This is a genomic window from Streptomyces sp. NRRL F-2580, assembly GCF_000720115.1.
Classification (GTDB): domain Bacteria; phylum Actinomycetota; class Actinomycetes; order Streptomycetales; family Streptomycetaceae; genus Streptomyces.
In genome coordinates, this window is record NZ_JOIR01000007.1 from 1 (window position 1) to 24,995 (window position 24,995).

The 24,995-nt window shown below is 69.7% G+C and carries 26 protein-coding genes and 1 pseudogene; 10 read left to right on the forward strand and 17 right to left on the reverse strand.

Going from position 1 to position 24,995, the window contains the following annotated elements; genetic code table 11:
* A partial coding sequence (locus IF88_RS0109170; RefSeq protein WP_030709134.1) for a MerR family DNA-binding transcriptional regulator occupies positions 1 to 165 on the reverse strand: 165 nt, incomplete at its 3' end.
* Positions 166 to 1,084: 919 nt separating this feature from the next.
* On the opposite strand from IF88_RS0109170, the gene IF88_RS0109175 reads away from it, so the two are divergent.
* Together IF88_RS0109175 and IF88_RS43295 are read left to right on the forward strand one after the other, a co-directional pair.
* The gene (locus IF88_RS0109175) at positions 1,085 to 1,300 is read left to right on the forward strand and encodes a hypothetical protein (RefSeq protein ID WP_030709136.1); all 216 of its coding nucleotides are present in this window, start codon (positions 1,085 to 1,087) and stop codon (positions 1,298 to 1,300) included.
* Positions 1,301 to 1,405: 105 nt separating this feature from the next.
* Complete coding sequence (locus IF88_RS43295) at positions 1,406 to 1,579, forward strand: CsbD family protein (RefSeq protein ID WP_078892791.1); 174 nt, start codon at positions 1,406 to 1,408, stop codon at positions 1,577 to 1,579.
* A 75-nt stretch (positions 1,580 to 1,654) separates the two neighbouring features.
* Here the strand turns inward: IF88_RS43295 and IF88_RS0109185 are convergent, their stop codons facing one another.
* The 3 genes from IF88_RS0109185 to IF88_RS0109195 form a co-directional block, all read right to left on the reverse strand.
* Positions 1,655 to 2,101 carry a DUF2267 domain-containing protein gene (locus IF88_RS0109185; protein ID WP_030709137.1) on the reverse strand — a complete coding sequence of 149 codons (447 nt, stop codon included), beginning with the start codon at positions 2,099 to 2,101 and terminating at the stop codon, positions 1,655 to 1,657.
* Between the two features lie 54 nt (positions 2,102 to 2,155).
* Complete coding sequence (locus tag IF88_RS0109190; protein WP_030709138.1) at positions 2,156 to 2,551, reverse strand: DUF2267 domain-containing protein; 396 nt, start codon at positions 2,549 to 2,551, stop codon at positions 2,156 to 2,158.
* Positions 2,552 to 2,653: 102 nt separating this feature from the next.
* On the reverse strand, positions 2,654 to 3,088 hold the full coding sequence (locus tag IF88_RS0109195) for an Hsp20/alpha crystallin family protein (protein WP_030709139.1): 435 nt from the start codon (positions 3,086 to 3,088) through the stop codon (positions 2,654 to 2,656).
* Positions 3,089 to 3,214: 126 nt separating this feature from the next.
* Between IF88_RS0109195 and IF88_RS0109200 the strand changes: the two genes are divergently transcribed.
* Positions 3,215 to 3,874 carry a hypothetical protein gene (locus tag IF88_RS0109200; RefSeq protein WP_030709140.1) on the forward strand — a complete coding sequence of 220 codons (660 nt, stop codon included), beginning with the start codon at positions 3,215 to 3,217 and terminating at the stop codon, positions 3,872 to 3,874.
* 233 nt (positions 3,875 to 4,107) lie between these two features.
* Here the strand turns inward: IF88_RS0109200 and IF88_RS0109205 are convergent, their stop codons facing one another.
* Both IF88_RS0109205 and IF88_RS0109210 read right to left on the reverse strand, forming a co-directional pair.
* Positions 4,108 to 4,311, reverse strand: coding sequence for a cold-shock protein (locus IF88_RS0109205; protein WP_008735947.1), 204 nt, complete (start codon positions 4,309 to 4,311; stop codon positions 4,108 to 4,110).
* Between the two features lie 251 nt (positions 4,312 to 4,562).
* On the reverse strand, positions 4,563 to 4,901 hold the full coding sequence (locus tag IF88_RS0109210) for a MerR family transcriptional regulator (RefSeq protein ID WP_030709142.1): 339 nt from the start codon (positions 4,899 to 4,901) through the stop codon (positions 4,563 to 4,565).
* Positions 4,902 to 5,764: 863 nt separating this feature from the next.
* On the opposite strand from IF88_RS0109210, the gene IF88_RS0109215 reads away from it, so the two are divergent.
* Entirely contained in the window at positions 5,765 to 6,124 is a 360-nt protein-coding gene (locus tag IF88_RS0109215; RefSeq protein WP_030709144.1) for a hypothetical protein, read from the forward strand.
* A gap of 103 nt (positions 6,125 to 6,227) precedes the next feature.
* On the opposite strand, the gene IF88_RS0109220 is transcribed toward IF88_RS0109215, so the two are convergent.
* The 5 genes and pseudogenes from IF88_RS0109220 to IF88_RS0109240 all read right to left on the reverse strand — a co-directional run bounded on the left by IF88_RS0109220 (position 6,228) and on the right by IF88_RS0109240 (position 12,177).
* Complete coding sequence (locus IF88_RS0109220) at positions 6,228 to 6,539, reverse strand: SCO5918 family protein (RefSeq protein ID WP_030709146.1); 312 nt, start codon at positions 6,537 to 6,539, stop codon at positions 6,228 to 6,230.
* 51 nt (positions 6,540 to 6,590) lie between these two features.
* Positions 6,591 to 6,995 carry a CBS domain-containing protein gene (locus tag IF88_RS49020; RefSeq protein ID WP_030709148.1) on the reverse strand — a complete coding sequence of 135 codons (405 nt, stop codon included), beginning with the start codon at positions 6,993 to 6,995 and terminating at the stop codon, positions 6,591 to 6,593.
* A gap of 46 nt (positions 6,996 to 7,041) precedes the next feature.
* A pseudogene (locus IF88_RS40165) lies at positions 7,042 to 8,438 on the reverse strand (DEAD/DEAH box helicase).
* A 311-nt stretch (positions 8,439 to 8,749) separates the two neighbouring features.
* Positions 8,750 to 8,953 carry a cold-shock protein gene (locus IF88_RS0109235; RefSeq protein WP_030647895.1) on the reverse strand — a complete coding sequence of 68 codons (204 nt, stop codon included), beginning with the start codon at positions 8,951 to 8,953 and terminating at the stop codon, positions 8,750 to 8,752.
* A 605-nt stretch (positions 8,954 to 9,558) separates the two neighbouring features.
* A complete protein-coding gene (locus IF88_RS0109240; RefSeq protein WP_030709150.1) occupies positions 9,559 to 12,177 on the reverse strand; it encodes an RICIN domain-containing protein in 2,619 nt (872 codons plus the stop codon).
* A 403-nt stretch (positions 12,178 to 12,580) separates the two neighbouring features.
* Here IF88_RS0109240 and IF88_RS0109245 point away from each other — a divergent pair, with 403 nt between their 5' ends.
* The 6 genes from IF88_RS0109245 to IF88_RS0109265 all read left to right on the forward strand — a co-directional run bounded on the left by IF88_RS0109245 (position 12,581) and on the right by IF88_RS0109265 (position 19,887).
* A complete protein-coding gene (locus IF88_RS0109245; protein WP_078892808.1) occupies positions 12,581 to 14,122 on the forward strand; it encodes a sigma-70 family RNA polymerase sigma factor in 1,542 nt (513 codons plus the stop codon).
* A 282-nt stretch (positions 14,123 to 14,404) separates the two neighbouring features.
* The gene (locus tag IF88_RS46450) at positions 14,405 to 14,560 is read left to right on the forward strand and encodes a hypothetical protein (protein ID WP_158754331.1); all 156 of its coding nucleotides are present in this window, start codon (positions 14,405 to 14,407) and stop codon (positions 14,558 to 14,560) included.
* The gene (locus IF88_RS0109250) at positions 14,557 to 16,920 is read left to right on the forward strand and encodes a non-reducing end alpha-L-arabinofuranosidase family hydrolase (protein ID WP_030709162.1); all 2,364 of its coding nucleotides are present in this window, start codon (positions 14,557 to 14,559) and stop codon (positions 16,918 to 16,920) included. The genes IF88_RS46450 and IF88_RS0109250 overlap by 4 nt, the downstream gene beginning before the upstream one ends.
* Positions 16,921 to 17,504: 584 nt before the next feature.
* Positions 17,505 to 18,413: an expansin EXLX1 family cellulose-binding protein gene (locus IF88_RS0109255; protein WP_234323465.1), complete on the forward strand. Its 909-nt coding sequence runs from the start codon at positions 17,505 to 17,507 to the stop codon at positions 18,411 to 18,413.
* Between the two features lie 128 nt (positions 18,414 to 18,541).
* Entirely contained in the window at positions 18,542 to 19,075 is a 534-nt protein-coding gene (locus tag IF88_RS0109260) for a SigE family RNA polymerase sigma factor (RefSeq protein WP_030709166.1), read from the forward strand.
* On the forward strand, positions 19,072 to 19,887 hold the full coding sequence (locus IF88_RS0109265) for a hypothetical protein (protein ID WP_030709167.1): 816 nt from the start codon (positions 19,072 to 19,074) through the stop codon (positions 19,885 to 19,887). The genes IF88_RS0109260 and IF88_RS0109265 overlap by 4 nt, the downstream gene beginning before the upstream one ends.
* Positions 19,888 to 20,160: 273 nt before the next feature.
* Here IF88_RS0109265 and IF88_RS0109270 read toward each other — a convergent pair whose 3' ends face one another.
* The 6 genes from IF88_RS0109270 to IF88_RS0109300 all read right to left on the reverse strand — a co-directional run bounded on the left by IF88_RS0109270 (position 20,161) and on the right by IF88_RS0109300 (position 24,958).
* Entirely contained in the window at positions 20,161 to 21,360 is a 1,200-nt protein-coding gene (locus tag IF88_RS0109270; protein ID WP_030709169.1) for a PP2C family protein-serine/threonine phosphatase, read from the reverse strand.
* Between the two features lie 296 nt (positions 21,361 to 21,656).
* Positions 21,657 to 21,941 (reverse strand): hypothetical protein, encoded by a 285-nt coding sequence (locus IF88_RS0109280; RefSeq protein ID WP_030709171.1) that lies wholly within the window; start codon positions 21,939 to 21,941, stop codon positions 21,657 to 21,659.
* Between the two features lie 49 nt (positions 21,942 to 21,990).
* A complete protein-coding gene (locus IF88_RS0109285) occupies positions 21,991 to 22,260 on the reverse strand; it encodes a hypothetical protein (RefSeq protein ID WP_030709173.1) in 270 nt (89 codons plus the stop codon).
* Positions 22,261 to 22,355: 95 nt separating this feature from the next.
* A complete protein-coding gene (locus IF88_RS40170) occupies positions 22,356 to 22,544 on the reverse strand; it encodes a hypothetical protein (RefSeq protein WP_158754333.1) in 189 nt (62 codons plus the stop codon).
* A gap of 5 nt (positions 22,545 to 22,549) precedes the next feature.
* Positions 22,550 to 23,125 carry a DUF5994 family protein gene (locus IF88_RS0109295; RefSeq protein WP_030709175.1) on the reverse strand — a complete coding sequence of 192 codons (576 nt, stop codon included), beginning with the start codon at positions 23,123 to 23,125 and terminating at the stop codon, positions 22,550 to 22,552.
* Positions 23,126 to 24,070: 945 nt separating this feature from the next.
* Positions 24,071 to 24,958, reverse strand: coding sequence for an NmrA family NAD(P)-binding protein (locus IF88_RS0109300; protein ID WP_030709177.1), 888 nt, complete (start codon positions 24,956 to 24,958; stop codon positions 24,071 to 24,073).
* Positions 24,959 to 24,995 lie beyond the last annotated feature (37 nt).

The window sequence follows — 24,995 nt, forward strand, 5'->3', positions numbered from 1 at the left end:
GTAGCGGCGGTGGCCGCCCTCGGAGCGGAGCGGGGTGATCAGGCGGGCCTCTCCGAGGGCACGGAGGAAGCCCTGGGTGGTGCCGAGCATGTCTGCCGCCCGGCCCATGGTGTAGGCGGGGTAATCGTCGTCGTCGAGACGGCCGAACGAGTCGTCTGCTGTCATTGAACCTCTCTCATGGAACGCGTGGAGGGGCCCTGGTGCCGTACGGCACCAGGGCCCCGAAGGAACTACTACACCATCTGTCGGCCCTGATACTGCGCCGACCCTGTGTTTCCGCCGACCCGACCGAGATGCTGCCGGGTGTGCGGGGATCGCGGTTGCTTGACCGGAGACCACCTCACTATCGATGTCCTGCGGTACCCGGGCTCAACTTCCACCCGGGCGATCCTGATGGTGCTCGGCTCCTCCGTTCTTCCCTCGGTGATCAACTGCTTACTGCTTACTGCTGGTACTGCTGGTACTGCGCTACTGCGTACTGCTGGTGGCCTGCGTCAGCGCCACTCTTCGGCAGCCAGCCCCGTTGCCCATCCTGCGTCTGCTCTGGCTTAGAACCCCACTGCCGAACTTCCCGGTGCGCGCGCCCGCAGCCGACGCCTTCACCGAGGTGCTGCTCATTACTTCACTGCTGGGTACTGCGCACTGCACTTACGGGTACTGCCACTGCGTTTACTGCGGTACTGCTCACGGCGGCCCCTGATGACTGCGGGCCACCCGGTCCGGTCGTCAGTCCCGTCGCCGTCCTTCAACAACCCTGGCTTCGGAACTCCACCACCGCACCGTCCTGCGAACTGCAACTGCGGGTACTGCGTACTGCGGGTACTGCTGCCCGGCAGTTCGTCTCTGCCAGGCCGAGACCGTCGCGGCACAGCGGAAACGGTGTCCTGGAGGAGGGAAGAATCGTTTTGACGAACGTGACGGACGATCATTGGACGGACTCCTGCCGCGGCGCACAGGTCGGCAGCGGCAAGCGCAGAGCGGTGAGCCGTCTTCCGGAACAAGCGTGCCGAAGGTCGGCTCCACCTGGCGGGGAGCCCCGCCCCGTGGAGGGCGCAGCCGAGTCGGTTCGACCGGAGGCGCTCACGTGAACCACGCTGCACTGGTGTGCCGGGGCTGCTTCGGCAACCTCTACGCCGTCTCCACCAGCTGCGCCCCCGCCGCACCCTTGCCCACCTGGGAAGTCGACCACGACCACACACCGGCTGACTGTCCCCTGCGCCCTCTCCTGCCGCTGGAGGGTGCGGCCGCTCACGTCCACGATCTCCCCGACGCCGGCCACGTCCTGACCGAGCCGGCCTGACGCGGTCCCGGCTCGTCACCATGGCCGGCCCGTCTGTTTAGGAGGGCTCCCACCGGTCATACGGGGTTCTGTAAGTCCTTTCCGACGAACAGGGAGTGATCAGCTGTGTCTGGTGAGCAGAAGGCCGAGGCGAAGGGCGAGCAGGCCAAGGGCAAGCTCAAGGAGACCGCTGGCCGCCTGACGGGCAATGAGCGGCTGACCGGCGAGGGCCGCGCGGAGCAGGCCAAGGGCGATGCCCGCGAGGCCAAGGAAAAGATCAAGGACACCTTCAAGCACTGACCGCTCGTGTGCACGGGGCCGGGACCGCAGGAGCGGTCCCGGCCCCGTTGCATGTCCGCGCGCAGCCGGCTCCGGTCAGGCGGCGGCGCGCTGAGGCCGGCGCAGTTGCGCCTGTCCGAAGAGGAGGGCGTAGTCGTCGGGGAGTCGCTGGAGGACGCGGGCAAGGAGGTCGGGTCCGGCGAGCGCGGCGACGGTGGCGAGTACGGCGCCGGTGTCCCAGCGGGCGATGGCCGGGCTCACGCCGGTTCGGGCGGCCAGGTCCTTGACGAAGCCCCAGCCGGTGAGCTGCTCGGTCTCGGGGATCTGCGCGGTCAGGGCGAGGGCGGCTTCGACGGGCAGGCACTGGGCGAGGTCGACGCGCTCGTCACCGGTGACCTGGCGGCCGAGCGCGGCAAGAACGGTGCGGACGGCTTCTTCCGCGCGTTCGCGGGTGGGGTAGGCGCCCTCGTAGCGGACGCGTTCCAGCATCTGGTCGAACGTCATGGCGGGGGTGGGCCGGTTCGGTCGAGGCTGGTCGTACATGGTGCTGCGGTTGCCTTTCTCTTCGAAGGTTCGGGTTCCGGCCGTCGGCGCTGGTCAGGTGGGCTGGGGGTGGCCGAAGAGGAGGTCGTAGCCGGGCGGGAGCTGGAGCAGGACCTCGCGCATGAGGACGTCACCCGCCGCGGCGGCCACGGTGGACAGGACCGCGCCGATGTCCCACAGGGCGGTCTTCTCGGTGGCGCCTTCGATCCAGGCCGCGGTCGCGCGGACGAAGCGTTCGGGGGAGAGCGGTTCGGCGGCCTGCAGGGGATTGAGGAGGATCAGGGCGTACGTCTCGGGGAGCCGGGCCGCGAGTTCGGCTCGTATGGTGCCGGCCAAGTGCGCGCCGAGCAGGGCCAGGACGACGCGGGCCACGCGTTCGGCTTCCTGTGGGGTCTGGTACTCGCCGCGTTCCCGGACGTGGGCCAGGAACGCCTCCCTGCGTATCGACATCACGTCACCTCAGGGGAGGGGTGAAGGGACGAGGAGGGGCGCGGAGGACGGGCTGCCGGAGGGGGATCGGTTCCCCGTCCTCCGCCGCTGGTGCCAGGCTGTTCAGCCGGAAATCTGCTTGCGGCCGGATTCGCCGCCGATGCTGATCTTGCGGGGCTTGGCCCGCTCGGCGATCGGGATCCGCAGGGTCAGGACGCCCGCGTCGTAGTCGGCTTCGATGTGCTCGGTGTCGAGGGTGTCGGCCAGCATGACCTGGCGGGAGAAGACGCCCAGGGGCCGCTCGGAGAGCTCCATCTGCACACCGTCGGACTTCCCCGCGGGCCGGCGCTCGGCCTTCACGGTCAGCATGTTCCGCTCGACGTCGATGTCGATCGCCTCGGTGCTCACGCCGGGGAGGTCGAAGGCGATCACGTACACGTCGCCCTGCCGGTAGGCGTCCATCGGCATCACGGACGGCTTCGACCAGGTACCCGACGTACCCGACAGCTGCTGGACGATCCGGTCCATCTCGCGGAACGGGTCAGTGCGCATCAACATCGCGAAACACCTCCAGTTGGTTCAGGCAGGAACTGCCCATGCGCTTCAACGTGCTTCCGTTGTAACATGTCATCGGAACGATGACAAGCAAGCAGTCATCCGGAGGGTGACAGACTGGAGACCGTGATGAACGAGGCCCCTGAGCCGCCCGAGCCGATCCCTTTCCCGGCCGCCGCCGCAGCACTGGACGCGATCGACCAGGCCGTGAGGCACGCGCAGCGTTCCTCTGCCGGAACGCCCCCGACCGAGCCGACAGGCGCGGGCCCGCACCCGGCGCTGGCCGCGCTGCTGATGCTGCGCGAGATCCGTGAACAGCTCGCCGGCTGGGAGAGCGGCCTGATCGAAACAGCCCGGGGCCAGGGCGCGAGCTGGGCCGACCTCGCCGGACCCCTCGGGGTCGCGAGCCGCCAGGCCGCCGAACGCCGCTACCTGCGCCTGCGCCCCGGCACGGCCGGAAGCACGGGCGAGGAACGCGTCCAGGCCACCCGCGACACACGTGCCGCAGACCGCGCCGTCACGGCCTGGGCCCGGGACAACGCGGCCGACCTGCGCCGGCTCGCCGGCCAGATCACCGCCCTCACCGACCTTCCCGACGCCGCCGCGGCGGCCGTCGGCGAACTGAACCGGGCCCTGGCCGACAACGACGCAGCCCGCCTCGTCCGGCCCCTGACCGACACCCGGCCTCACCTGCGCCCCGAGGACTCGGCTCTCGTCGATCACCTCGACGCCATGACCCGACACACCGACCACCTCCGCCAGGACAGCCGCGACCGGCGCAGCACCTGACCTCGGAACACGAACCGCACCGGGCCGACGCCGCGCAGCTGTTCGAGGATGCGGGGCAGCGGGGCCGGGCCCCGGCCTGGACACAGATCAGGGCCGCGCAGCAACAGCTGCGCGGCCCTGATTCGGTACGCGGCGGATCCCGCCGACATCGCAGGCGTCCGCTGTTCAGGTCGGGCGGTACGGGCTGCGGGGCAGCCTTACGCGCCGGTCTCCGCGCCCGCGGGTGGTGAAGGTCAGGCCGGGTTGATGTTCTCGGCCTGGGGGCCCTTCTGGCCCTGGGTGACGTCGAACGTCACGACCTGGCCCTCCTGGAGCTCACGGAAGCCCGAGGAGTTGATCGCGGAGTAGTGGGCGAACACGTCCGGGCCGCCGCCGTCCTGGGCGATGAAGCCGAAGCCCTTCTCCGCGTTGAACCACTTCACAGTTCCCGTAGCCATGTCTCATGCCTTCCAGTCGATGGACGCCTCCCGCTCCATGCGGAAGGCGGAGGTGATCGCCCTGGTTCCTGCGGCACAGCACAGCAAAACGCCCACGCCGAACGCGCGGGCAAGGGGAACTTCCGAACCACGACAGCTGACGCAGACGCTACACGCCGACAGCAGGCTGTCACCAGAGGGAAACGAGCACGCGTCGCGACCCGACATGCACGGGTGGGGCGCGCCCGCCGAAACCGGCGGGCGCGCCCGCCTCAGGCCGCTGTCCGTGGATGCACCTCGGCCGCTGCGCGACGGTACTCGGCGTTGACGCGCTGCGCTTCTTCGAGTCGGACTTCGAGCATCACGATCCGGCAGGCCGCCTCGATGGGGGTGCCGTGGTCGACGAGTTCGCGGGCGCGGGCGGCGATCCGCAGTTGGGAGCGGGAGTAGCGGCGGTGGCCGCCCTCGGAGCGGAGTGGGGTGATGAGGCGGGCTTCGCCGATGGCGCGGAGGAAGCCCTGGGTGGTGCCGAGCATCTCGGCGGCCCGGCCCATCGTGTAGGCGGGGTAGCCGTCGTCGTCGAGACGGCCGAACGGATCGTCTGCTGTCATCGCACCTCACTGCGAAACAGGTAGGGAAAGGGGTCGGAACACGGAGAGGGGCCCTGGCGCGTACGACACCAGGGCCCCGAAGGAACTGCTACACCATCTGCCGGCCCTAGTCCTGCGCCGGCCTACTGTTTCCGCCTACCTGTCCGAACGGGGACAGGCTGTGCGGGGATCGCGGTTGCTCGACCGGAGACCACCTCACTATCGATGTCCTGCGGTACCCGGGCTCAACTTCCGCCCGGGCGATCCTGATGGCGCCTCAACTCCTCCGTTCTTCCCTCGGTGATCAACTGCTTACAAACGGGAGAGACTGCGCGTCCTGCTGGTGGCCTGCGTCAGCGCCACTCTTCGGCAGCCAGCCCCGTTGCCCGTCCTGCGTCTGCTCTGGCTTGGAACCCCACTGCCGAACTTCCCGGTGCGCGCGCCCGCAGCCGACGCTTTCACCGAGGTGCTGCTCACTTACTTCACGGCGGCCCCTGATGACTGCGGGCCACCCGGTCCGGTCGTCAGTCCCGTCGCCGTCCTGCAACAACCCTGGCTTCGGAACTCCACCACCGCACCGTCATGCGAATGCAACTGCGGGTACTGCGTACTGCGGGTACTGCTGCCCGGCAGTTCATCTGTGCCGGGCCCTGCGGTCTCTCTGGGCTACGAGAGAAACCGTACCCACGTCACTGCCCAATGTCTACCTCGGCCGTCATAGATTTTCGTCCCCGCCGAGGAGAGCAGAGCTTCGCGGTCGGCCCAGACGCAATCTGAGTCGGGTTGGCGTGCAGTGGGGGCGGGGGCGCAGGGATCAGATAGCCAGGGGCCAGTAGTCCTCCCGGTCGAGAGAACGGGACGGCCGGTGCATAAAATCGGCTCCCATGTCGAAGCCTGACGAGCTGCTCGTTGACGTTGCCACCCTGGTGGAGTCCGGGCAGAGCAATCAGATGTCCCTGACCGTTGTCACCGGTGGCGCTGTCATCACCGGTCGGCTGGCACCCGAAGCCGTGTGGAGGCAGCGGGTGTCGGAGGTCCTGACGGACTCCGCCCGCCTGGGCGAGTTCGCCGCCATCTTCACCGCCACGACGCCCCAAGAGGGGCCGCCCACCCATCTGCACTTCCACGTGGCCCGCATCCTTCAGGGCACGGTGGGGATCCCGGAGACGGGTGGGATGTATCGCGTCTCGATCGCGGATGTCAGCGCCTGGACCATGGGCGACTTCAGCTACTCCGACCACTGACCCCACATTCGCGTAACCCCCGGGTATGCGGGAGGGCCCGACCGGCACGTGCCGGTCGGGCCCTCCTCGCTGTTCGGGTGTCGGCTCGCGCCGGTCCTGTCCGTCAGACGGTCACCGGGATGCCGAGCATCGCGGAAGCCTGCTGGAACGGGCTGAGGACGCGCGTGGGCACGGCGGCCCGGGGGAGGCTGCGGCAGGTGAACCCGAGCTGGGTCATGGCCCGGAGGACTTCACCGGCGCTGAAGTCACGGCGGTCCTGCCGAGTGATGACCTGGCCGACCTGCTTGGCGGGGTAGGTACGGCGCCCGATGATCACTGACTCGCCGACGACCTGCTCGGGCTTGATGCCCTTCATCGACTCCAGGACACCGCTCTTGGTCAGGTCGAACGGGAAACGGGCGATGACACAGCGCATGTTGCCTCACAGGAAGAAGAAGGGGGGACGGTCGTGCCGTGGTGAGGCGGTTCAGCGGGCAAGGGCGAGGACGCCCAGAGCACTGCCCTGGTCATCGACGACCGGCAGGGCATCGAGCCGGCGGTAGCGCATCGCGTGTTCGGCTTCGGCCATCGTGGTCGCGGGTGAGGCGACCGGCCCGCGGTCCCCCAGCACGTCGCGGAGACGGACCCGGTCGGTGTACGCCGCGCTGTCGCGGATGGCGGCGAGCCGGCCCTGGGTGACCAGCCCGGTGCACAGGCCGTCCTCGTCGCAGACGAGCAGATGACCCGCGCGGGCGCCGGCCATGACGGCCAGGGCCACCTCGACCGTCATGTCGTCATAGACCTGTGGACCGGCCGCCTCCATCGCGTCGTCCACCGTCCGGTGCACAGGGTTGGTGTTCGCCGAGCGGGGCTGCATCTGGACCAGCGTCAAAACGTGCCTCCTGCAGAGATGGGTCAGTTTCCTGATCAAGTGCTTCTCAGGCCGCCGCATCGAAGGCGGACTGCCGCACGCTCACGCGCCGGGCCGTCGAAGCGGGCCGGCGCCTGCCCCGGGAAGCGGTGCTGCGCTTGGCGCGTTCGACGACCGGTGCGGTGATGACGACGGGGACGCCGGAGGGGGCCTGGGCGCCGGTGATGCGGTTCAGGGCCTCTTCGCCGGAGCGGACCTGGGTGGTCTGCGGGGTGATGCCGGCGGCCTGCATGAGGCGGGTCATGTCGCGGCGCTGGTTCGGCGTGACCAGGGTGACGACGCTGCCGGACTCGCCGGCGCGGGCGGTGCGGCCGCCGCGGTGCAGGTAGTCCTTGGGGTCGGTGCGCGGACACCGCTGTTCAGCAGGTCCTGGGTCAGCCGGTCCACGGCGTGCTTGGTGTCCAGGAACATCATCACCCGGCCCTCGCGCGCCGCGATCTCCGTCGTCGTACGGTGCTTGTCGGCGCCGTGGACGTGCAGCACGTGGTGTTCCATCGTCGTCACCGCACCGGCCGAGGGGTCCACCGAGTGCACGACCGGGTCGGTGAGGTAGCGGCGGACCAGCAGGTCGACGTTGCGGTCGAGGGTGGCGGAGAACAGCATCCGCTGGCCCTCCGGGCGCACCTGATCGAGCAGGGCGGTGACCTGCGGCATGAAGCCCATGTCGGCCATCTGGTCGGCCTCGTCCAGGACGGCGATCGCGACCTGGTTCAGCCGGCATTCACCCCGGTCGATGAGGTCCTTCAACCGGCCGGGCGTGGCCACGACGACCTCCGCGCCTCCGCGCAGCGCTCCGGCCTGCTTGCCGATCGACATGCCGCCGACGACCGTGGTCAGGCGCAGCTTCACGGCGCGGGCGTACGGGGTGAGGGCGTCCGTGACCTGCTGGGCGAGCTCGCGGGTGGGGACGAGGACCAGGGCCAGCGGCTGGCGCGGCTCGGCGCGCTGTCCGGCGGTACGGGCCAGCAGCGCGAGGCCGAAGGCGAGGGTCTTGCCGGAGCCGGTGCGCCCGCGGCCGAGGACGTCGCGGCCTGCGAGGGTGTTGGGCAGGGTGGCGCCCTGGATCGGGAACGGCACGCTCAGCCCCTGCGCGCCGAGGGCGGCCAACAGCTCGGCCGGCATGTCGAGATCGGCGAAGGCCTCGACGGCGGGCAGCGCGGGAGTGATCGTCTTCGGCAGGGCGAACTCGCCTTGGATCGCGGCGGGCCGGCGGCCGTAGCCGCCGGAGCGGCTCGGACCTCCGGAACGGCTCGGACCTCCGGAACGGCTCGGCCCTCCGGAACGGCTCGGGGCCGACGAGCCGAAGCGGCTGCCGCGCTCCGAACCGGCGGCAGCGCCGAAAGCGGGGCCGCCGGTGCGGCTGCGGGTGCGAGAGGAACGGTCGTTCGTACGTGTGCGGTTCATTCAGAACCTTCCTTGATGCGGCACATATCAAGGAATTCCCGCAGCGGAAACGCAGCACGGGGAATCACAAGAACGGGCCGAATGGAATGCGAAAGCGACTCTGGCCCTACAGGGATTCTGTACGGGCGCATGCGCTGGGATGGGGCGGCGTCATACGGACGCGAAACCAAGAAAAAGCGAACGGGTGAAGCGCCGAGCAGGCTGTAACCCTGAATACTTCGTCACGCAGGTGACACCACTGCGGGAAATGCTTGCAGCTGGGGCCCGCACCCCGAGGGATGCGGGCCCCAGCTACGAAATGCGCGTCAGCGTCAGGCGGGAACGATGTTCTCGGCCGTCGGGCCCTTCTGGCCCTGCGCGATGTCGAAGGTGACCTTCTGGCCTTCCAGCAGCTCGCGGAAGCCCTGGGCGGCGATGTTCGAGAAGTGGGCGAAGACGTCGTCGCCGCCACCGTCCTGCTCGATGAAGCCGAAACCCTTGGCCGCGTTGAACCACTTCACGGTGCCAGACGCCATGTCGTATCTCCTTTGGGGCAGTACACCGGCGGCCGCACTGTACGGACACCGTGTCGCCGCCATGATGCCCCGCCGGAAAATGACCCGGAAATATGAAGCACTCGAATGTGGCGCGGAGGCCGACTGGAGCGCTTGAAGTTTTTGGGTACCAAAACTGCAACCGAGATCGACAGTAGCACGCTGCAGCGGTTTGTGTGCGCTAAATATCTTCATCGTGTGCGGTGCGGAAAAACTCTCCCTGCGGGGTCCATTAAACTCTCCGACCGCGGGGATAGATATTGACTCCCCTGGAGTGCAGCGTTTCGTGCCGGCGCTCGCTACACGTCTGTTCCGCAGCGCCACTGCCTTCATCCACCGGTGCGCCGCCTTCTTCGAGGCTCGCATCAGTGGGGACCGGTCTGAAAAGAGGACTAGGTGGTGCCGTCGAGGGCCTGAGCCAACCCCTCCGGCCAACCGCCCCTTGCTCCACGCCTTGACGGTGCGGGGTCGCCTCGTCGCGCGTCGTCCGGACAGCCCCAGGAGCTCGTGCAGGACGAGACGAGGTCCCTCAGCCATGGCGGTGCCGCAGGCCGTTGTGTGCCTGCGGCACCGCTCGGGCGTTGGGGTCAGGACGGGTCGCCGTACTGGAGGCCGCGTCCGTTGGTGCCGACATAGACGCGGCCGTAGGTGTCGGGGTCGCCGGCGATGACGCCGACGCCGCCGATGCTGCCCCACTGGTGGGCGTCGTCGTTGACGCGGAGCCAGGTGGCGCCCTTGTCGGTGGAGCGGAAGACTCCGGTGACGTCCTTGACGGTACCGATCAGGTACAGGGCCTGGTAGTCGGCGCCCGGCGCGGCCTTGCCGAAGCCGAGCGCGGAGCCGGACCGCACCGTGGTGAGCGTGGTGAAGGTGCGACCGCCGTCGGTGGAGTGCAGCAGCCCCTTGTCGCCGCCGGAGATCCACAGGTCCCCGGCGATGCCGGGGACGGCCGCGAGCCGGCCGGCGGGCAGGTTGGTGGCGCGGGCGGTGAAGGTCGCGCCGCCGTCGGTGCTGGCGTAGAGCGTGCCGTCGGCCAGTGAGTAGAAGGTCTTGGCCGAGGAGCGGTCGGCGACGACCACGGCGCCGGTGCCCAGGCCGCTGACCTTCGACCAGCTCGCCCCCTTGTCGGTCGAGCGGTACGGGGCCTGACCGGCCTCGGTCCAGACGATGGCGGAGCCGTCCGCCGAGAGCGCGACATGACCGCTGTCGGCGCTGCCCACCGGCTCCGACTTGAAGCCGTTCCAGGTGCTGCCGCCGTCGGTGGAGTAGGCGCCGTCCTGCGCGCCGCCACGGCCGACGCGAACCATCGCCGAGGGATTGGACTGGGCGAAATCGATGTCGGTGCTGGTGATCATCATCGGGTTGTCCAGCCGCCCGGCGGGCACCTTCGTCAGGGAGTCGTGGCGGAAACCGCCCAGGTCACCCATGGCGGAGATGACGGTGGCGCCGCCGGGCGGGGCGACCACGTCCATCAGCGAGGTCTCCTCCAGCCCCCGGGACCCCACGATCCAGTGGCTGGTGCCGCCGTTGTCGGTGGCGCCCGCGTCCTTGCTGCGCCAGATGCCGCTGCCGGTGCCGTACAGCACGTGCCCGGAGTCGAAGGGGTCGATGGCCAGGGCGGTCATCCAGTGCCCGATGCCGGTTCCGACGTAAGGCGCACCGGAGGCGTCCCGCTCGGATTTCGCGGCCTGTGCCTTCCAGGTCGTGCCGCCGTCGGTGCTCCGGTACAGCTCGTCCTGGGGCCACCAGCGGTGGAGGGTGGTGACCATCACCGTGGACGGCTTCTGCGGGTCGACGGCCAGACCGGAGAACCCGTAGTTGCCCTGGGACGGGGAGACGTTCTTCCACGCCCCGCCGGCGGGCGTGTACTTCCACACCGAACCCGCCGTCGCATCGCCGATGGAGTTGGCGTACGCCAGGTACAGCGAGCCGTCACCGGAGACCACGCCGTGCTGCGGTATCTCGCCGGTGGGCTGCCCGGAGACGGCCTGCCAGGTGCTGCCGCCGTCGGTGGAGCGGTACAGGGAGGTGGACTTGTCGGCGACGCCGACGTAGACCGTCCTGCTGCCGGCCGGGCCGTACGTCACGAAGGTGACGCCCGCGCCGCTGCTCGCCCCGTCCTTGACGGGGAACGAGGAGACCTGACTCCATGTCACGCCGTGGTCGGTGCTGCGCCACAGGCCGTTCTTGCGGGTGCCCAGCAGCAGGGTGCCGTTGTCCGCGGGGTTGACCGCCAGCCGCTCGCCCGCTCCGCGGCCGTGCTCGTTGGCGCCCAGCTTGAACGGCAGAGCGGTGCGCTGGAAGGTGCGGCCCCGGTCCGTGGAGCGCAGGAGCTCGGCGTTGCCCGCCCAGCCGTTGGTGTAGGTGCCCGCCGCGGCGTAGAACCGGTTGGGGTCGACGGGGTCGGTGGCCAGCGAATCGATGCCCAGCAGGTTCCAGTCCTTCTCGCCGACCCAGTCGGTGAGCGGGATCCACTGCTCGGCCGCGGCATCCCAGCGGTAGGCGCCGCCCATGTCGGTGCGCGCGTACAGCAGGCCCTTCTCGCGGGGGTTGAACACCAGCCCGGTGACGTAACCGCCGCCCACCACCTGGGCGTTGTTCCACACATACGGTCCGGTCGCGGTCGCCTGGGTCTTGGCCGTCTTCACCAGCTTCCACTGCTGGTTGGTGCTGCCCTTGCCCTGGTACTGGATGACTGCCGCGCCGTCGGCCGTGGACTCTCCGGAGACGTCCAGGACCCGGCCGCTCCTGCGGGAGGTGAAGGTGACGGCGTCGGAACCGCTCACATCGTCGATCCGCCACTCCTGGGAAGTGGAGGAGCTGTCGGTCTGCTGCTCGGCAGCGGTCGCCTGGGCGGTCGAATCGCCCGCTATGCCCAGCACTTTGCCGCTGTTGCGGTTCACCAGCTCGTAGTAACCGTCCCCGGCGGCTCTCAGCTTCCATTGCTGGTTGGCGGTGTTCTGGTCGGTCCACTGCTGGATACGGGTGCCGTCGGCGGTGGAGAAGCCGTTGACGTCCAGCACCTTGCCGCTGCGCACGGAAACCAGCCGGTAGTAGGCATCGCCGTCGACCGTCGCCGCTTGTGAGTCCTCCTGCACGAACAGGAGGTACGGCACGACGATGGCGGGGACGCCGAGCAGCAGGCTGGTCGCGGTCCAGCGACGGCGGTGACGCCCGCGGCGCCCGCCGTTCATGGGGTTCTTCATGGGGGGTGTTCTCCTTGCATGCCACCAGAGGAAAGTGGATCCAGCTACCGGAACGGCCGGACCCGACTCCTTGTGGTAACAGGCCCCGCAAAGGGTTGCCTTGAGCCGGATTCTTTTTCAGGTCACCTCGTGGTGCGGTAGGCGTTGACCAATGGCCGGGTGGCACTGGTGCCCTTGGTGTCCACGGCCTTGGCCCGGAAGGACACGCGCCCGGATGATCTGTGGGAGTCGGCCACGGAACACCACCGACAAGCCCACAACGCGCGGTGCCGGGACCTCCAAGTCGGCGCGGGCCCCGTTCCATTGACCAAAACACAGGCTTCGGCCGCATACCCTTGCCGACGCCAAGGTGCGGCGCCGTACGCGGCGGATCGCTCCCCTGAGGGAGGTCGGAATGGGGCTCATGGATGCGGACCACGCGAGGTTGGTCGTCGCGGCGCAGGGCGGTGACGATCGGGCGCGCGAGGAGCTGATCGCCGCGTACCTGCCGTTGCTCTACAACATCGTCGGGCGAGCGCTGAGCGGACATGCCGACGTTGACGACGTCGTCCAGGAAACCCTGCTGCGCGTGGTGCGCGACCTGCCTGCCCTGCGTGCCCCGGAGAGCTTCCGGTCCTGGCTGGTGTCGATCACCCTCCGCCAGATCCATACCCACTGGCAGCGGCAACGCGCCTTCGCCGGCCGGACCACGGTCATCGACGAGGCGCTCCAGATACCGGACGCCGGCGGCGAACCTGAGGACCTGACGATCCTGCGTCTGCATGTGTCGGACGAGCGCCGTCAGGTTGTCGAAGCCAGCCGGTGGCTCGACCCGGACCATCGGGTGCTGCTGTCGCTGTGGTGGCAGGAATGCGCCGGCTTGCTGAGCCGTGACGACATCGCCGCCGCGATGGGGCTCAGTGTCGCCCACGTCGGAGTACGCCTGCAACGCATGCGCGAGCAGCTGGAACTGAGCCGGACGATCGTCGCCGCGCTGGAGGCCGACCCGCGTTGTCCGCAGTTGGACGAGACCGTCGTCGGCTGGGACGGTCTCCGCGCCTCGGTGTGGCGCAAGCGGATCGCGCGGCACACCCGCGGCTGCCCAATCTGCATGGCGACGACGACAGAACGGGTTCCGGCCGACCTGCTGCTCCTCAGCCTCGCGTCGCTGGCCGTCCCTGCCGGACTCATCGCCGCGCTGGCCGCCAAGGGCCTGCTGTCGGGTACGGCCGCGAGCGCCGCCGGGCTGGCCACGACACACGTCGCCGTCGGCACGGCGACGGGGGGAGGCGGTCTGCACAGCTCGCTGATCGGCAAACTCTTCGCGGTCACCGCTCATCCGGTGGCGAGCCTCGCCACCGGCGCGGTGCTCATCGCCGGCACCGCCACCTACGCGACCTGGCCCGAACCGGCGCACCGGGTGCCCAGCGTCATCGCCGCTCCCACGGTCGGCAGTCCTACGCCGATCCCGTCGGGCACCACCACGTCGGCCGGACCGACCCCGGTGAGTCCGTCCGCCGTCGCAGGCACTGTTCCGCTGGGCGCACAGTCGCTGGAGTCCGTGGACGACCCCGCCCTGTACCTGACGTATGCCGACGACTTCGCGACGCTCGGGCGAGTCTCCCCGTCCAGCAGCGCGCAGACACGGCAGCGGGTCACGTTCACGGTCATCCGGGGGCTTGCCGACACGCGGTGCGTCACCTTCCGCGCCGCCGACGGCCGCTATCTGCGCCATCGTGACCTGCGGCTACGGCTGAGCACCAACGACGGCAGCGAACTGTTCCGTGAAGACGCCACCTTCTGTCCGCAGCCCGGCGCGGTCGCCGGGTCGGTAACCCTGCACGCGCACAACTATCCCGGATCGGTCCTCCGCCACCGTGACGGTGGCGTCTGGCTCGATGGCTCCGACGGCACTCGGGCCTTCGCCGACCAGGCTTCCTTCATCATGCGCGGGGCCTGGGGTTGAGAACCGCTCCTTGAGCACGTCGGACGGGGTCGCGCAGTGACAGCTGGTGATCCTGCACCACGATCCACAGGGACGACCAGACAGCGGGGCTTGGCGTAACGCTTTTTGTCTGCGAGATGCCTCACTGAGCAATCGTCCGGGCGGCGCGACTTTTTCGTTACGAGACCGCGAGTCCGGAGGCCTCCACTTCGTGGGGTGTCCTTCCCGCCGCTCACGTGACGGGCCGGCGTGGCAGGTGCCCCGACTTCCCCGTTCACGTATCCCCTGAAGAAGGCCCTTCCCATGACGCGACTCACCGACGAACCCCGGGCGACCGGTACGCAGGAACGGCCCCGCGTCCTGCACCGCACCCACCCCGCGGCGGATCAGGCCGTACCGGCCGATGCGCGCGCGATCACGGCACCCAGGGTGACCCGCGACCCCCGAGGAGAAGCATGAAAGGCCTGCACCGGCTCAGCCGGCGTCGCCGGACACTGACGATAGGGCTGTCGGCCGCGGCGCTGGTGGCCGGTGTCGTGACGCTCCTCCCCAGCTCCGCCGGAGCCGCGAACCTCGGTACGCAGGCGGCCCCTTCGGGCAGGTACTTCGGCACCGCTGTGGCCTCCGGCAGGCTCGGCGACCCGAAGTACGCCGCGATCGCGGACCGGGAGTTCAACATGATCACCCCGGAGAACGAGATGAAGTGGGACGCCATCGAACCGTCCCGCGGCAATTTCAACTTCGGCCCCGCCGACCAGATCGTCAACCGTGCGTTGGCGCGCGGCCAGCGCATGCGCGGCCACACCACGGTCTGGCACTCGCAGCTCCCGTCCTGGGTCAGCTCCATTGGCGACGCGAACACGCTGCGCAGCGTGATGAACAACCACATCACCGCCGAGATGACCCACTACAAGGGCAAGATCTACGCCTGGGACGTGGTCAACGAGGCGTTCGCCGACGGCTCCACCCAGCACCGCAGCTCGGTGTTCCAGAACGTGCTGGGCAACGGCTTCATCGAGGAGGCGTTCCGCACCGCCCGGGCGGCCGACTCCTCGGCCAAGCTCTGCTACAACGACTACAACATCGAGAACTGGTCGGACGCCAAGACCCAGGGCGTCTACAGCATGGTCAAGGACTTCAAGTCCCGCGGCGTGCCGATCGACTGCGTCGGGTTCCAGAGCCACTTCGGCCCCGGCGGGCCGCCGGCCAGCTTCCAGACCACTTTGTCCAACTTCGCCGCCTTGGGCGTCGACGTCCAGCTCACCGAGCTGGACATCGCCCAGGCTTCGCCCACCCACTACGCCAACACGGTCAAGGCCTGTCTGTCCGTGGCCCGGTGCACCGGCATCACGGTATGGGGCATCCGTGACAGCGACTCCTGGCGCAGCGGCGAAAGCCCCCTGCTGTTCGACAACAACGGCAACCCCAAGGCCGCCCACACCGCCGTCGTGAACGCCTTCAAGGCCGCCCCCGGGACCACCGGCGGGACGGGTACCGGGGCGATCAAGGGCGTCCCCTCCGGTCGTTGTATCGACATCAACGGCTCCACCACGGCCAATGGCACCCAGGCGCAGCTGTGGGACTGCAACGGACAGGCCAACCAGCGCTGGACCTACACCTCCGGCAAGCAGCTGATGATCTACGGCAACAAGTGCCTGGACGGCTTGGCCAAGGGCACCGGCAACGGCGCGGCGGTAGTCATCGAGGACTGCAACGGCGGCGCCGGCCAGCAGTGGAACATCAACACCGACGGCACGATCGCCGGTGTCCAGTCCGGGCTGTGCCTCGACGCCGTCGGCGCGGCCACCGCCAATCGCACCAAGATCCAGCTGTACTCCTGCTGGTCCGGCACCAACCAGAAGTGGACCGGCCCGTCCGGGACGCCGACCCCGACGACGCCCGCGCCGCCGGGCGGCACGTGTGCGCTTCCGTCGACGTACAAGTGGACGTCGACGGGTGCGTTGGCGCAGCCGGCGAACGGGTGGGGCTCGCTGAAGGACTTCACCAGCGTGGTGTACAACGGCAAGCACCTGGTCTACGGGTCGAACGTGTCGGGATCGTCGTACGGCTCGATGATGTTCAGCCCCTTCACGAACTGGCCGGACATGGCATCGGCAGGCCAGACCGGGATGAGCCAGGCCACGGTGGCGCCCACGCTGTTCTACTTCGCGCCCAAGAAAATCTGGGTGCTGGCGTACCAGTGGGGTGCGTGGCCCTTCATCTACCGCACGTCGAGCGACCCCACCAACCCCAACGGCTGGTCCGCGCCGCAGCCGCTGTTCACCGGCAGCATCCCGGGCGCAGCCCCGATCGACCAGACCCTGATCGCCGACGACCAGAACATGTACCTGTTCTTCGCCGGTGACAACGGCAGCATCTACCGGGCGAGCATGCCGATCGGGAATTTCCCGGGCAACTTCGGCTCGGCGTACACGACGGTCATGAGCGACACGGTGAAAAACCTGTTCGAGGCGCCCCAGGTGTACAAGGTCCAGGGCCAGAACCAGTACCTCATGATCGTTGAGGCTCGGGGTGCGAATGAGCAGCGCTACTTCCGCTCGTTCACGGCCTCCAGCCTGAGCGGTTCGTGGACCCCGCAGGCCGCCAGTGAAAGCAACCCCTTCGCGGGCAAGGCCAACAGCGGTGCCACGTGGACCAACGACATCAGCCACGGTGACCTGGTCCGCAACAACCCCGACCAGACCATGACCATCGACCCCTGCAACCTGCAGTTCCTCTACCAGGGCAAGTCCCCCACCGCGAGCGGCCCCTACGACCAACTGCCGTACCGGCCGGGTGTCCTCACCCTGCAGCGCTGACCTGCCCGGTCCGCGGTGATCGCGATTCGGGGCGGCCTGCCAGTGCCGAGACGAGCGGTTTACGGCACGGGCAACTCCACCTTCTGACCGATACCCACCGCCTCGAGGAACCCCAGCCGTGCGTCGGCTGGGGTTCCTCCCTTTTGCGGACTTTCATCGCGGGTACGGACCGAAGCACTACGACGCCACCGCGGACACCGTGCCTTGGCGATCCGGTCCGACTTCGGCTCGTCCAGCCCGGCCAGGAGGCCGCAGTGCCGAGCAGGGCGGTGAGCACGGAGTGACCCGGCGCACCAGGGGCTTGTCGCCGCGCACTCGGAGCTCCTCCGCGCGGCATCCGTGCCGCCCAGCCCCATTTCCCCGCACTCCCGCGCCCAGTGAGCGGACCGATACGGGACGCAGCTGCCCGGCCGCCCCGGAAGACCCGCCCGTGCCGGCTTCCTCGTCATCCCCGGGGGGAACCGGCGGCAACCTTTTCGCATCCTGCGGCGACCAAGGAGTGCACCTCGACTCGAATCTTCGAACGGACGGACATGCAGACTGCACGGCAGGCCGCGCGGCAGCGCCGGCGTAGACACAGGCTGATGAGGGGAACGGCGGTGACGCTGACCGCCGCGGGCGTCCTCGTCTGCCTGATAACGGCCATGCTCCCCGGCCCCAAGGCCGAGGTCGGGGCAGAGGTGGTGGCCCCCGCCGCCACCCAGGCGGAAGCCACGCCCTCGACCCCGACGAGCCCCGCGCCCCCGACGAGCCCCGCGCCCCCGACGGACAGCTCGCATGCCGCGGAAACCCCGACTGCGGCCGTCGGTACCACCACCGCGGCGCCCCAGCCTTCGGTGAAGGCACCCCCGCAGGCGGCGTCCAGCACGGCACCGTCGGCAGGCCGCATCCAGCCCGACACCACCTACAAGGGCGTCGCCACCGCCTACGCCGCCGGCGACGGCAACGGCGCCTGCCTGTTCGGCCCGAGCGACGACCTCATGATCGCGGCGATGAACGCCACCGACTACGAGTCGTCCAGGGCGTGCGGCGCTTACGTGCGCGTCCGTGCCGCGAGCGGCGCCTCGATCACGGTCCGGATCACCAACGAGTGCCCACTGCCCTGCGCCCCCGGGCAACTGGACCTCAGCGAACAGGCCTTCGCCAAACTGGCCGATCCCAAGCTCGGCCGCATCCCGATCACCTGGAGCCTGCTGAGCCCCCAGACGTCCCGCACGATCTCCGTCCGGTACAAGGCCGGGTCCAACCCCCACTGGTGCGGCATCCAGGTGATCGACCACCGCAATCCGGTCGCACAGCTGGAGGTACGCACCACCAAGGGCTGGCGGAGGCTGCCTCGTACCGAGTACAACTACTTCCTCTCCGCCGACGGCAGCGGGTGCGGCGGCGCGATGAGGATCACCGACATCCACGGGGAGCAGCTGACGGTCGACGGGACCGCGCTGCTGCCGAACGTCGCACAACCGACCCGGGTCCAGTTCGCTCCGCACTGACACCGCACCGCGGCCGGGTGGCGGATCCGGGGAGTGGCGCATCGGAGCGCCCTGGGCCGCAACGGGCGTTGGTACGCTGCCGCTCGGATGTTGGCGCACACATTTGCGGAGGGGGCGAACCGACGGACATGGTCCTCGATGACGCGTCCGCGGAGTTCCACCACTTCTTCGAACGCCACTACGCCGAACTCGCCCGGTTCGCCCATCTCCTGACGGGCGAGGCGGACGGTGCCGACGATCTGGCCGCGGACGCCCTGATCGCACTGTGGCAGCGCTGGGACCGGCTGCGCCAGGCCGAGTACCCACTCGCCTACGCGCGTGGCGTGGTCGCCAACCTGGCACGGTCACGGATCCGCAGCGCGGTTCGCGAGCGCCGCCGGATCGCCCTGTTCTGGTCCCGCGGCGCGGAGCCGTTGGACGGTCCGGACGTGGCCGCCGTGGTGGACGTGCGTACTGCTCTCGACCGGTTGCCGTTCCGGAAGCGGGCATGCGTGGTCCTGCGGCACGCCTTCGACCTGTCGGAGAAGGACACCGCTCTGGCGCTCGGAATATCGGTCGGTACGGTGAAGAGCCAGACCTCGAAGGGGATGGCCGAACTGGAACGGATGCTGGGCAGCACAGGAGCAGCCGGGGAACTGTTGGCGGGGAGGAGGAGCCGTTGAACGAGGAGCTCACCAGGCGGCTGCACGCAGCCGCCGAGGCCCACCAGCCCGACCGCGCCCGGATCCTGGCACGCATGGAACGCGGCATGTCCGGCGCCCCCGCCGACCCCCGCGAGTCATCAGGCACGAGGCCCTGGCCCAGGGTCGCGCTCGCCTCCCTCGCCACGGCCGGCATTCTGGCAGTCGGGGGTTTCGCCGTCGCCGCCATCGTCGAGTCCCCGCCGGACCGGCCGGACATCTCAGCCACCCCCGCCGCACCGTCCGCTCCGTCTGCGCCGTCCGCGTCCGGGACTCCCCGCCCGACGCCGTCGGCGCCCACCACCGGTAGCCCGACCGCGCCGGACCGCCCGTCCTCGACGAGCCCCAGCCCTGCGACGTCAGGCAGCGCGGGCTCGGCCCGGCCCGGCAGCGCGCACGTCCAGGACGGGCCCCTGTGGTCGGCCGGCTCCTTGGACGCGGGCAGCAACACCTACTGGGCGCAGAGCAACATCACGCTCAAGGCCACCCAGCCGCTCACCGCACTCACCCTGGAACTGCGCATCACGCAGACCGGCGGAGTGCAGAGCACCGGCAGTTGGCGGACGCTGCCCGCCGACGACTTCACCGTGACCGTGCAGAACGAGGGCGGCGCAGTGGTCTACCGCTGGACTCTCAAGCCGGGCCGCACCGTCCCGGCCGGACAGCATGTCTTCGCCGGCCAGTACAACCACGCCGCCGGCGAGCGCGAGGCCCAGCACGACGGCTACCGCGTCGACGCCAACGGTCCCCGCGGCGCCCTCTCGGTCTGGGGCGGCTTCACCCCGACACGCTGAGGCCACGCCCCAGCCGGGTCGAAGCCACCCCCGCACCTGCGCGCCGCGGGGGTCGGCGAGGACGGCGAGGACGATGGCGCGGGTGCGGCGGCGGTCGAGGCCGTGGATGTCGAGAGCGTCCTCGGAACGAGCCCAGCTGATCCCACCGGCCGGAGGCTTCGCCCCAACGGGGTACAGGGAAAACCGGGCCGGGTCAGCCCGCCAAGCTCCACGTCGTACGGATCCGAACCGTTGTTCACGGTCCCTGCCGGCACGTTGGGTCACGGCCTTCCGTCATCCGCGCCACTCGAACAGGACGAGCGTCGCGTCGTCCGAGGTGGTTTCGCCCCGTGCCCGCATGAGGGTGTGGGACAGGTCCCGGGCCACCGCGCGGATCCCCTGGTCAGCCTGCTCCAGCTGGTTCACCCAGTCGATCAGCTGCTCCTCGCCGAACTGTTCCTGCCCGCTCTGGTGTTCTTCGACCAAGCCGTCGGTGAAGCAGAGGACGCGGTCGCCCGGTTCCAGTGCCACCGCGCTGACCTGTGGCTGGGCCCCTCCGAAGCCGACGGGGAGGGTCGTGGGGCTGTCCAGACGGCGTACGACGCGGTGCGCGCGGACCAGCATCGGCGCGGGATGCCCCGCGTTGACCCACTGGAGGCGTCCGGTGTCCGTGTCCAGGCGCATCATCTGCGCGGTCACGAAATGGTCCGGGTCGAACTGTTCGGCGATGGCCCGGTCCATGAAGAGGTAGATCTCGGACAGTTCGATGCTGATCCGGCGGGCGTGGCGGTACGCGCCGATGGCCACCGTGGCCATCGTGGCCGCGTCCAGGCCGTGCCCCATGGCGTCGACCATGGCGAGGTGCAAGACGTCGCCGTTCAGGGCGTAGTCGAAGCTGTCCCCCGCCACGGCGTAGGCGGGCTCCAGGACTCCGGCGACCGCGAAGCGCGGCATCACCATCGACAGTGGGGGCAACAGGGACCACTGGATCTCCGCGGCCACGCTCATCGGTTCGCTGCGGCGGGTGCGGAAGAAGAGGTCGGTGTAGCCGTTCTTCGTCTCCAGCAGGTCGGCCACCAGGCCCGCGACCCTGCGCAGGAGCCGGCGGGCGTCGTCGTCGATCCCGCCCAGAGTGACCGCCAGGACCCCCACCTGGTCGCCGCCGTCCAGCAGGGGCAGGTGGACCCGCACGCCGTCGGGCGTCAGGACTTCGACGGGGCGTGACTCCAGGAAGCACCGGCCGGCTTCGGACCGGTCGATGGGCTGCGGATCACCTGCGGCCAAGCCGCCGGCGGGCAGGGGGACCAGCTGTCGCTGGCCGTAGTCCTGGAGCAGGATCTGTGGTTCGCGGCCCCCCAGCCGGGCCACCGTCTCGGCGACGAGCGGGCCGACCAGGTGCGGCGCCAGCTCGGGCGCCCGGTCCAGGAACACCCCGAGCAGTTCCTCCCCGAAGCTCTCCGAGCGGTCCCGGTCCCCGCGCCCTCCGACGGTCATCCTGTTGCCTCCAACCGGGCGGCGGGCTGGCGTCCGGCTGCACGGGCGGCCTGGCCTCCAGGATGCTCCCGCGCGACCGGGCCCGCCACACGGCTTCCGTGTCCGACGGCCTCCACCACCCGAATGCCCTGGTGGGCCGGTTCACGCAGGGCTTCCACGGTCGGGTCCCGGCGCGCGCCGACGGGGTCTGACCGGGTGCTACCACCCATTTTCCGGTTCGCCCAGCGTTCGCGTCCGCGCGCACGTCGGCCGACCCTGAACGCTCGTGATCAATACATGATGGCGTGCCTTTCGGATCAGGCCGGGCCCGTGGCCGTCCCTTCCTCCTCGGCCTCCATGCGCCGGATTCCCTCGTGGGTGAGGGTGACCATCGCGGGGGTGTTGCCGGGTTCCCAGTCGACGGCGATCAGTCCTTCGCCGGCCAGGTAGGTGCAGGCGGCGGCCAGATCCTGTTCCGGTACGTGCAGGTCGCGCCGCAGCTGTGCTCCGGTGATGCCGAGGAGGCGGTTGCCTTCGACGGCTTCGTACAGGACCCGGAGCACCTGTTCGCGGTAGGTCTTGCGTTCGCGCAGTGTGGCCATGACCGCGTCCTTTCGGGTGTGGGGTGCACTCCGGGGCCGCCAGGGCTTCTCAGATCTCGTTGGAGTGGGCGCCGGTGCCGACGGGGGTCCGGCCGGCGGCCAGCCACGAGCGGGCGGCGGGGCCGGCGGGTGTTGCCGTGTCCACGCTGAGGTGGAGGCGGGTGTCACCGTCGAGGCCGGGGTAGCTGCGCTGTTCCGCTCCGGCGAAGCACCGGCGGAGGGCTTCCGCGACCGCGCGGGCGGCTTCGGGTGTGTGCGCGATGATCCGTACCTCGGCGTGCCCGAGCGACGGCAGGGTCTGGGTCTCGATGTATTTCACGTGGTCGTGTTCCCTTTCAGGGAGGGTGAGAGGCCGGCGGGCCGGGGCACCCGGGCGCCCCGACCGCCGCCCCCGGTCGGAGGAAGGTCTGTTCCTCACCGGTCGGCATCCGTGTGGAGGGCTCGACGACCGGTGTCGTCCGGTAGGCCGGGAGGCCTCGGCAGGGGGTCGCTGAAGTGGTAGGCCGCGATCCGCGCGTCGTGCTGGGCGTTCAGCAGGTGGATCCAGCGCATTCCGACGGCGATCGCGAGAATGATCACCGCGATGAGGACGACGGTCTCCACGAGGCTCACCTCCAGCCGTTTCCGGGCAGCGGGAGGGTGCTTCGGTCCGGCAGGTTCCCGAAGGCGGACGCGCATGCCCCGCCTTCGCCCTCCCAGGTGTCCTGCCGGCGACGGGCGTCGCGGATGTCGCGTCCGATGGCGGCTTCGTTGGCCATCAGTGCGCCCGATGTGAGGACGCTGCCCGGTATCGTCGCGGCTGCCATCAGGCGGGCCGCGGCTGCGGGTGCCGTCTCGGGCGGGATGACGAGGAGGTCCCAGCGGCCGACGGTGTAGGAGAGGAGGATCAGCTTGTCGGGGTCCTGTTCGGTGAACCAGCCCACGTGCAGCATGCGCCCGTCCATGGGCACGGTGTGCGGTACGACGGGCCAGCCGGTGGGGTTCACGGTGACGCGGGTGATGCGGCCCCAGGGCTCGTCCAAGGCAGCCAGCAGCACCGGGAGCTCGGCTTCGAGGTTTCGTGAGTAGGGCCACCAGGCGCCGTCCAGCTGGCCGGCGAGCGTGCTCTTCGGGGTGAGGGACAAGCGAGCCGGAAGCTCTGCGGCGAGGTCGCGGGGCGCGGTCCGTTCGAGGGTCGTGGTCATGATGTGGACCTGCCCCCGGGCTGCCCGTCGGCAGCCCGGTTTTTAGGCGATCGCCGGAAATGACACCCGCGTTAAAGCCGGTGTGCGAAGTACTTCCGGTGCTTTCACTGTACGCCTGTTCGGCCGACGATAACCGGCGTGACCAGGTATTTCCCGGCGGGCCGCGGAGTGGGTGGCGGGAGTACCGTGAAAGGACGGCAGGCCCGCGCACGTCGCCCGACGGCACCGCACTGGTGCCGACCTGCGACGCAGTACGGCGCACCGCGTAGAGGGGCGGATCCACATGGCTGACTCCGACACCCCCCACACGCCCCCACTGCTCCTGCCGGACGCCATCCACCGGGCAATCAAGCCCGGTCCGGCACTGCTGGGGATCACGCTGACACGCACAGCGGCGGCCCGCATCATGTCGACTGCGAAGCGAGGCACACGGATGAGGCCCCTCCCCAGCGGGCAGCGTGGAAAGGCCGGCCATCCGTCCAGCGCCGAGGAGGACGCTTCCGCACCCCGCCCGTCGGCCTCATCGTGAAAGGCGACTGACCGGACGGCAGCCACTCGACATCGGGTAGCGTCCGGGGCCCAACCTGACGCCCTACGAGTGCACTTGTGGCTGCTCGGATGGGGCACGCCCCGCTGCTGCGGAGAACGGGCAAGCCTTTCGCCGCTGTGCTGAACGGGATTCGCGCGGGCAAGTCGTAGTGCACCGAATAACTGCCTGTGTGGTGGGAGGTACTGCACGGGTGCGCCTGCCCTGGTTCGATGGCAGGAACCCGCGTTGACGATCTTGGCGGCTGTCAGGGTGCTTTGCGCCGGCGCTCCTTATCCAGGCCTGGCCCCAATCGCCGTCCATGACGGAGGACGGGCTCTGAAGCGCCCAAATGGCCTTGGCCAGTGAGGCGGTGGCGTTGCGGTATCCCGAGCGCTCGCTCGCGTCATTCATGGTGATCAGACCCGGGGTCTCGGTGCTCCTCGGAAGAGGTCGAGGTGCTCATGGAGGAAGGTTTCGAGGGTCCGGGGCGGGCGGCCGAGTATGCGGGTGACGGTGTCGTTGGGCTCTTCGGGGTGGGTGGTGGCCATGTGCTGGATCTCGACGATGTGGGAGGCGAGCCAGCCGGGCATGTGGGCTGTGCCGGTGAGGTGGCGGTGCAGGTCCGTGCCCGGCAGGTCGACGTACTGGACGTTGCGTTCCAGCAGGCTGCCGAGCAAGTCGGCGAGCTGGGGGTGGCTGTAGGTCCGGTCGCCGGTGAGGGTGTAGGTGTGCCCGGCGATTTCGGGGCGCGTCAGCGCGGCTGCCGCCACGTCGGCGATGTCGCGGCAGTCGATGTAGTTGCAGGCCGCGTCCGCCATGGCGCCGTGGATGATGCCGCCCGCGGCGACCCCGGGTGCGAGGAGGAGCAGTTTCTGCATGAACGCGTAAGGGCGCAGGACGGTGCGGGTGGGCCCCGAGCTCCGGAGGGCCACCTCGATGGTGTGGTGTCCGCGTGCGATGGCTACGGGAGAGTCGGGGCCGGCGCCGGGGGCGGAGAGTTTGACGATGTGCCCGATGCCGCTCTTGGCGGCTGCCGCGATCACGTTGGTCTCCAGGGCTACCTGAGCGGGGCTGTTGGCCATGGTGAGGAAGAGCTGGCTCGCGCCGGTGAATGCGGCCCGCAGGGACACGGGGTCGGCGGCGTCAGCGGCCAGGACTTCGGTCCGCGAGAGGGTGGTGCTGTCGAGTCGGGTGCGGAGCCGGCCGGGGTCGCGGCTCAATGCCCGCGTGGGTGCCCCGAGTTCGGTGAGGCGGTGCAGGAGGGCGCTTCCGGTCGCTCCGGTGGCGCCCATGACGACGATCATTCGGTGTCCTTCCTTTGGGGCCCGCGTGCGTATCGCG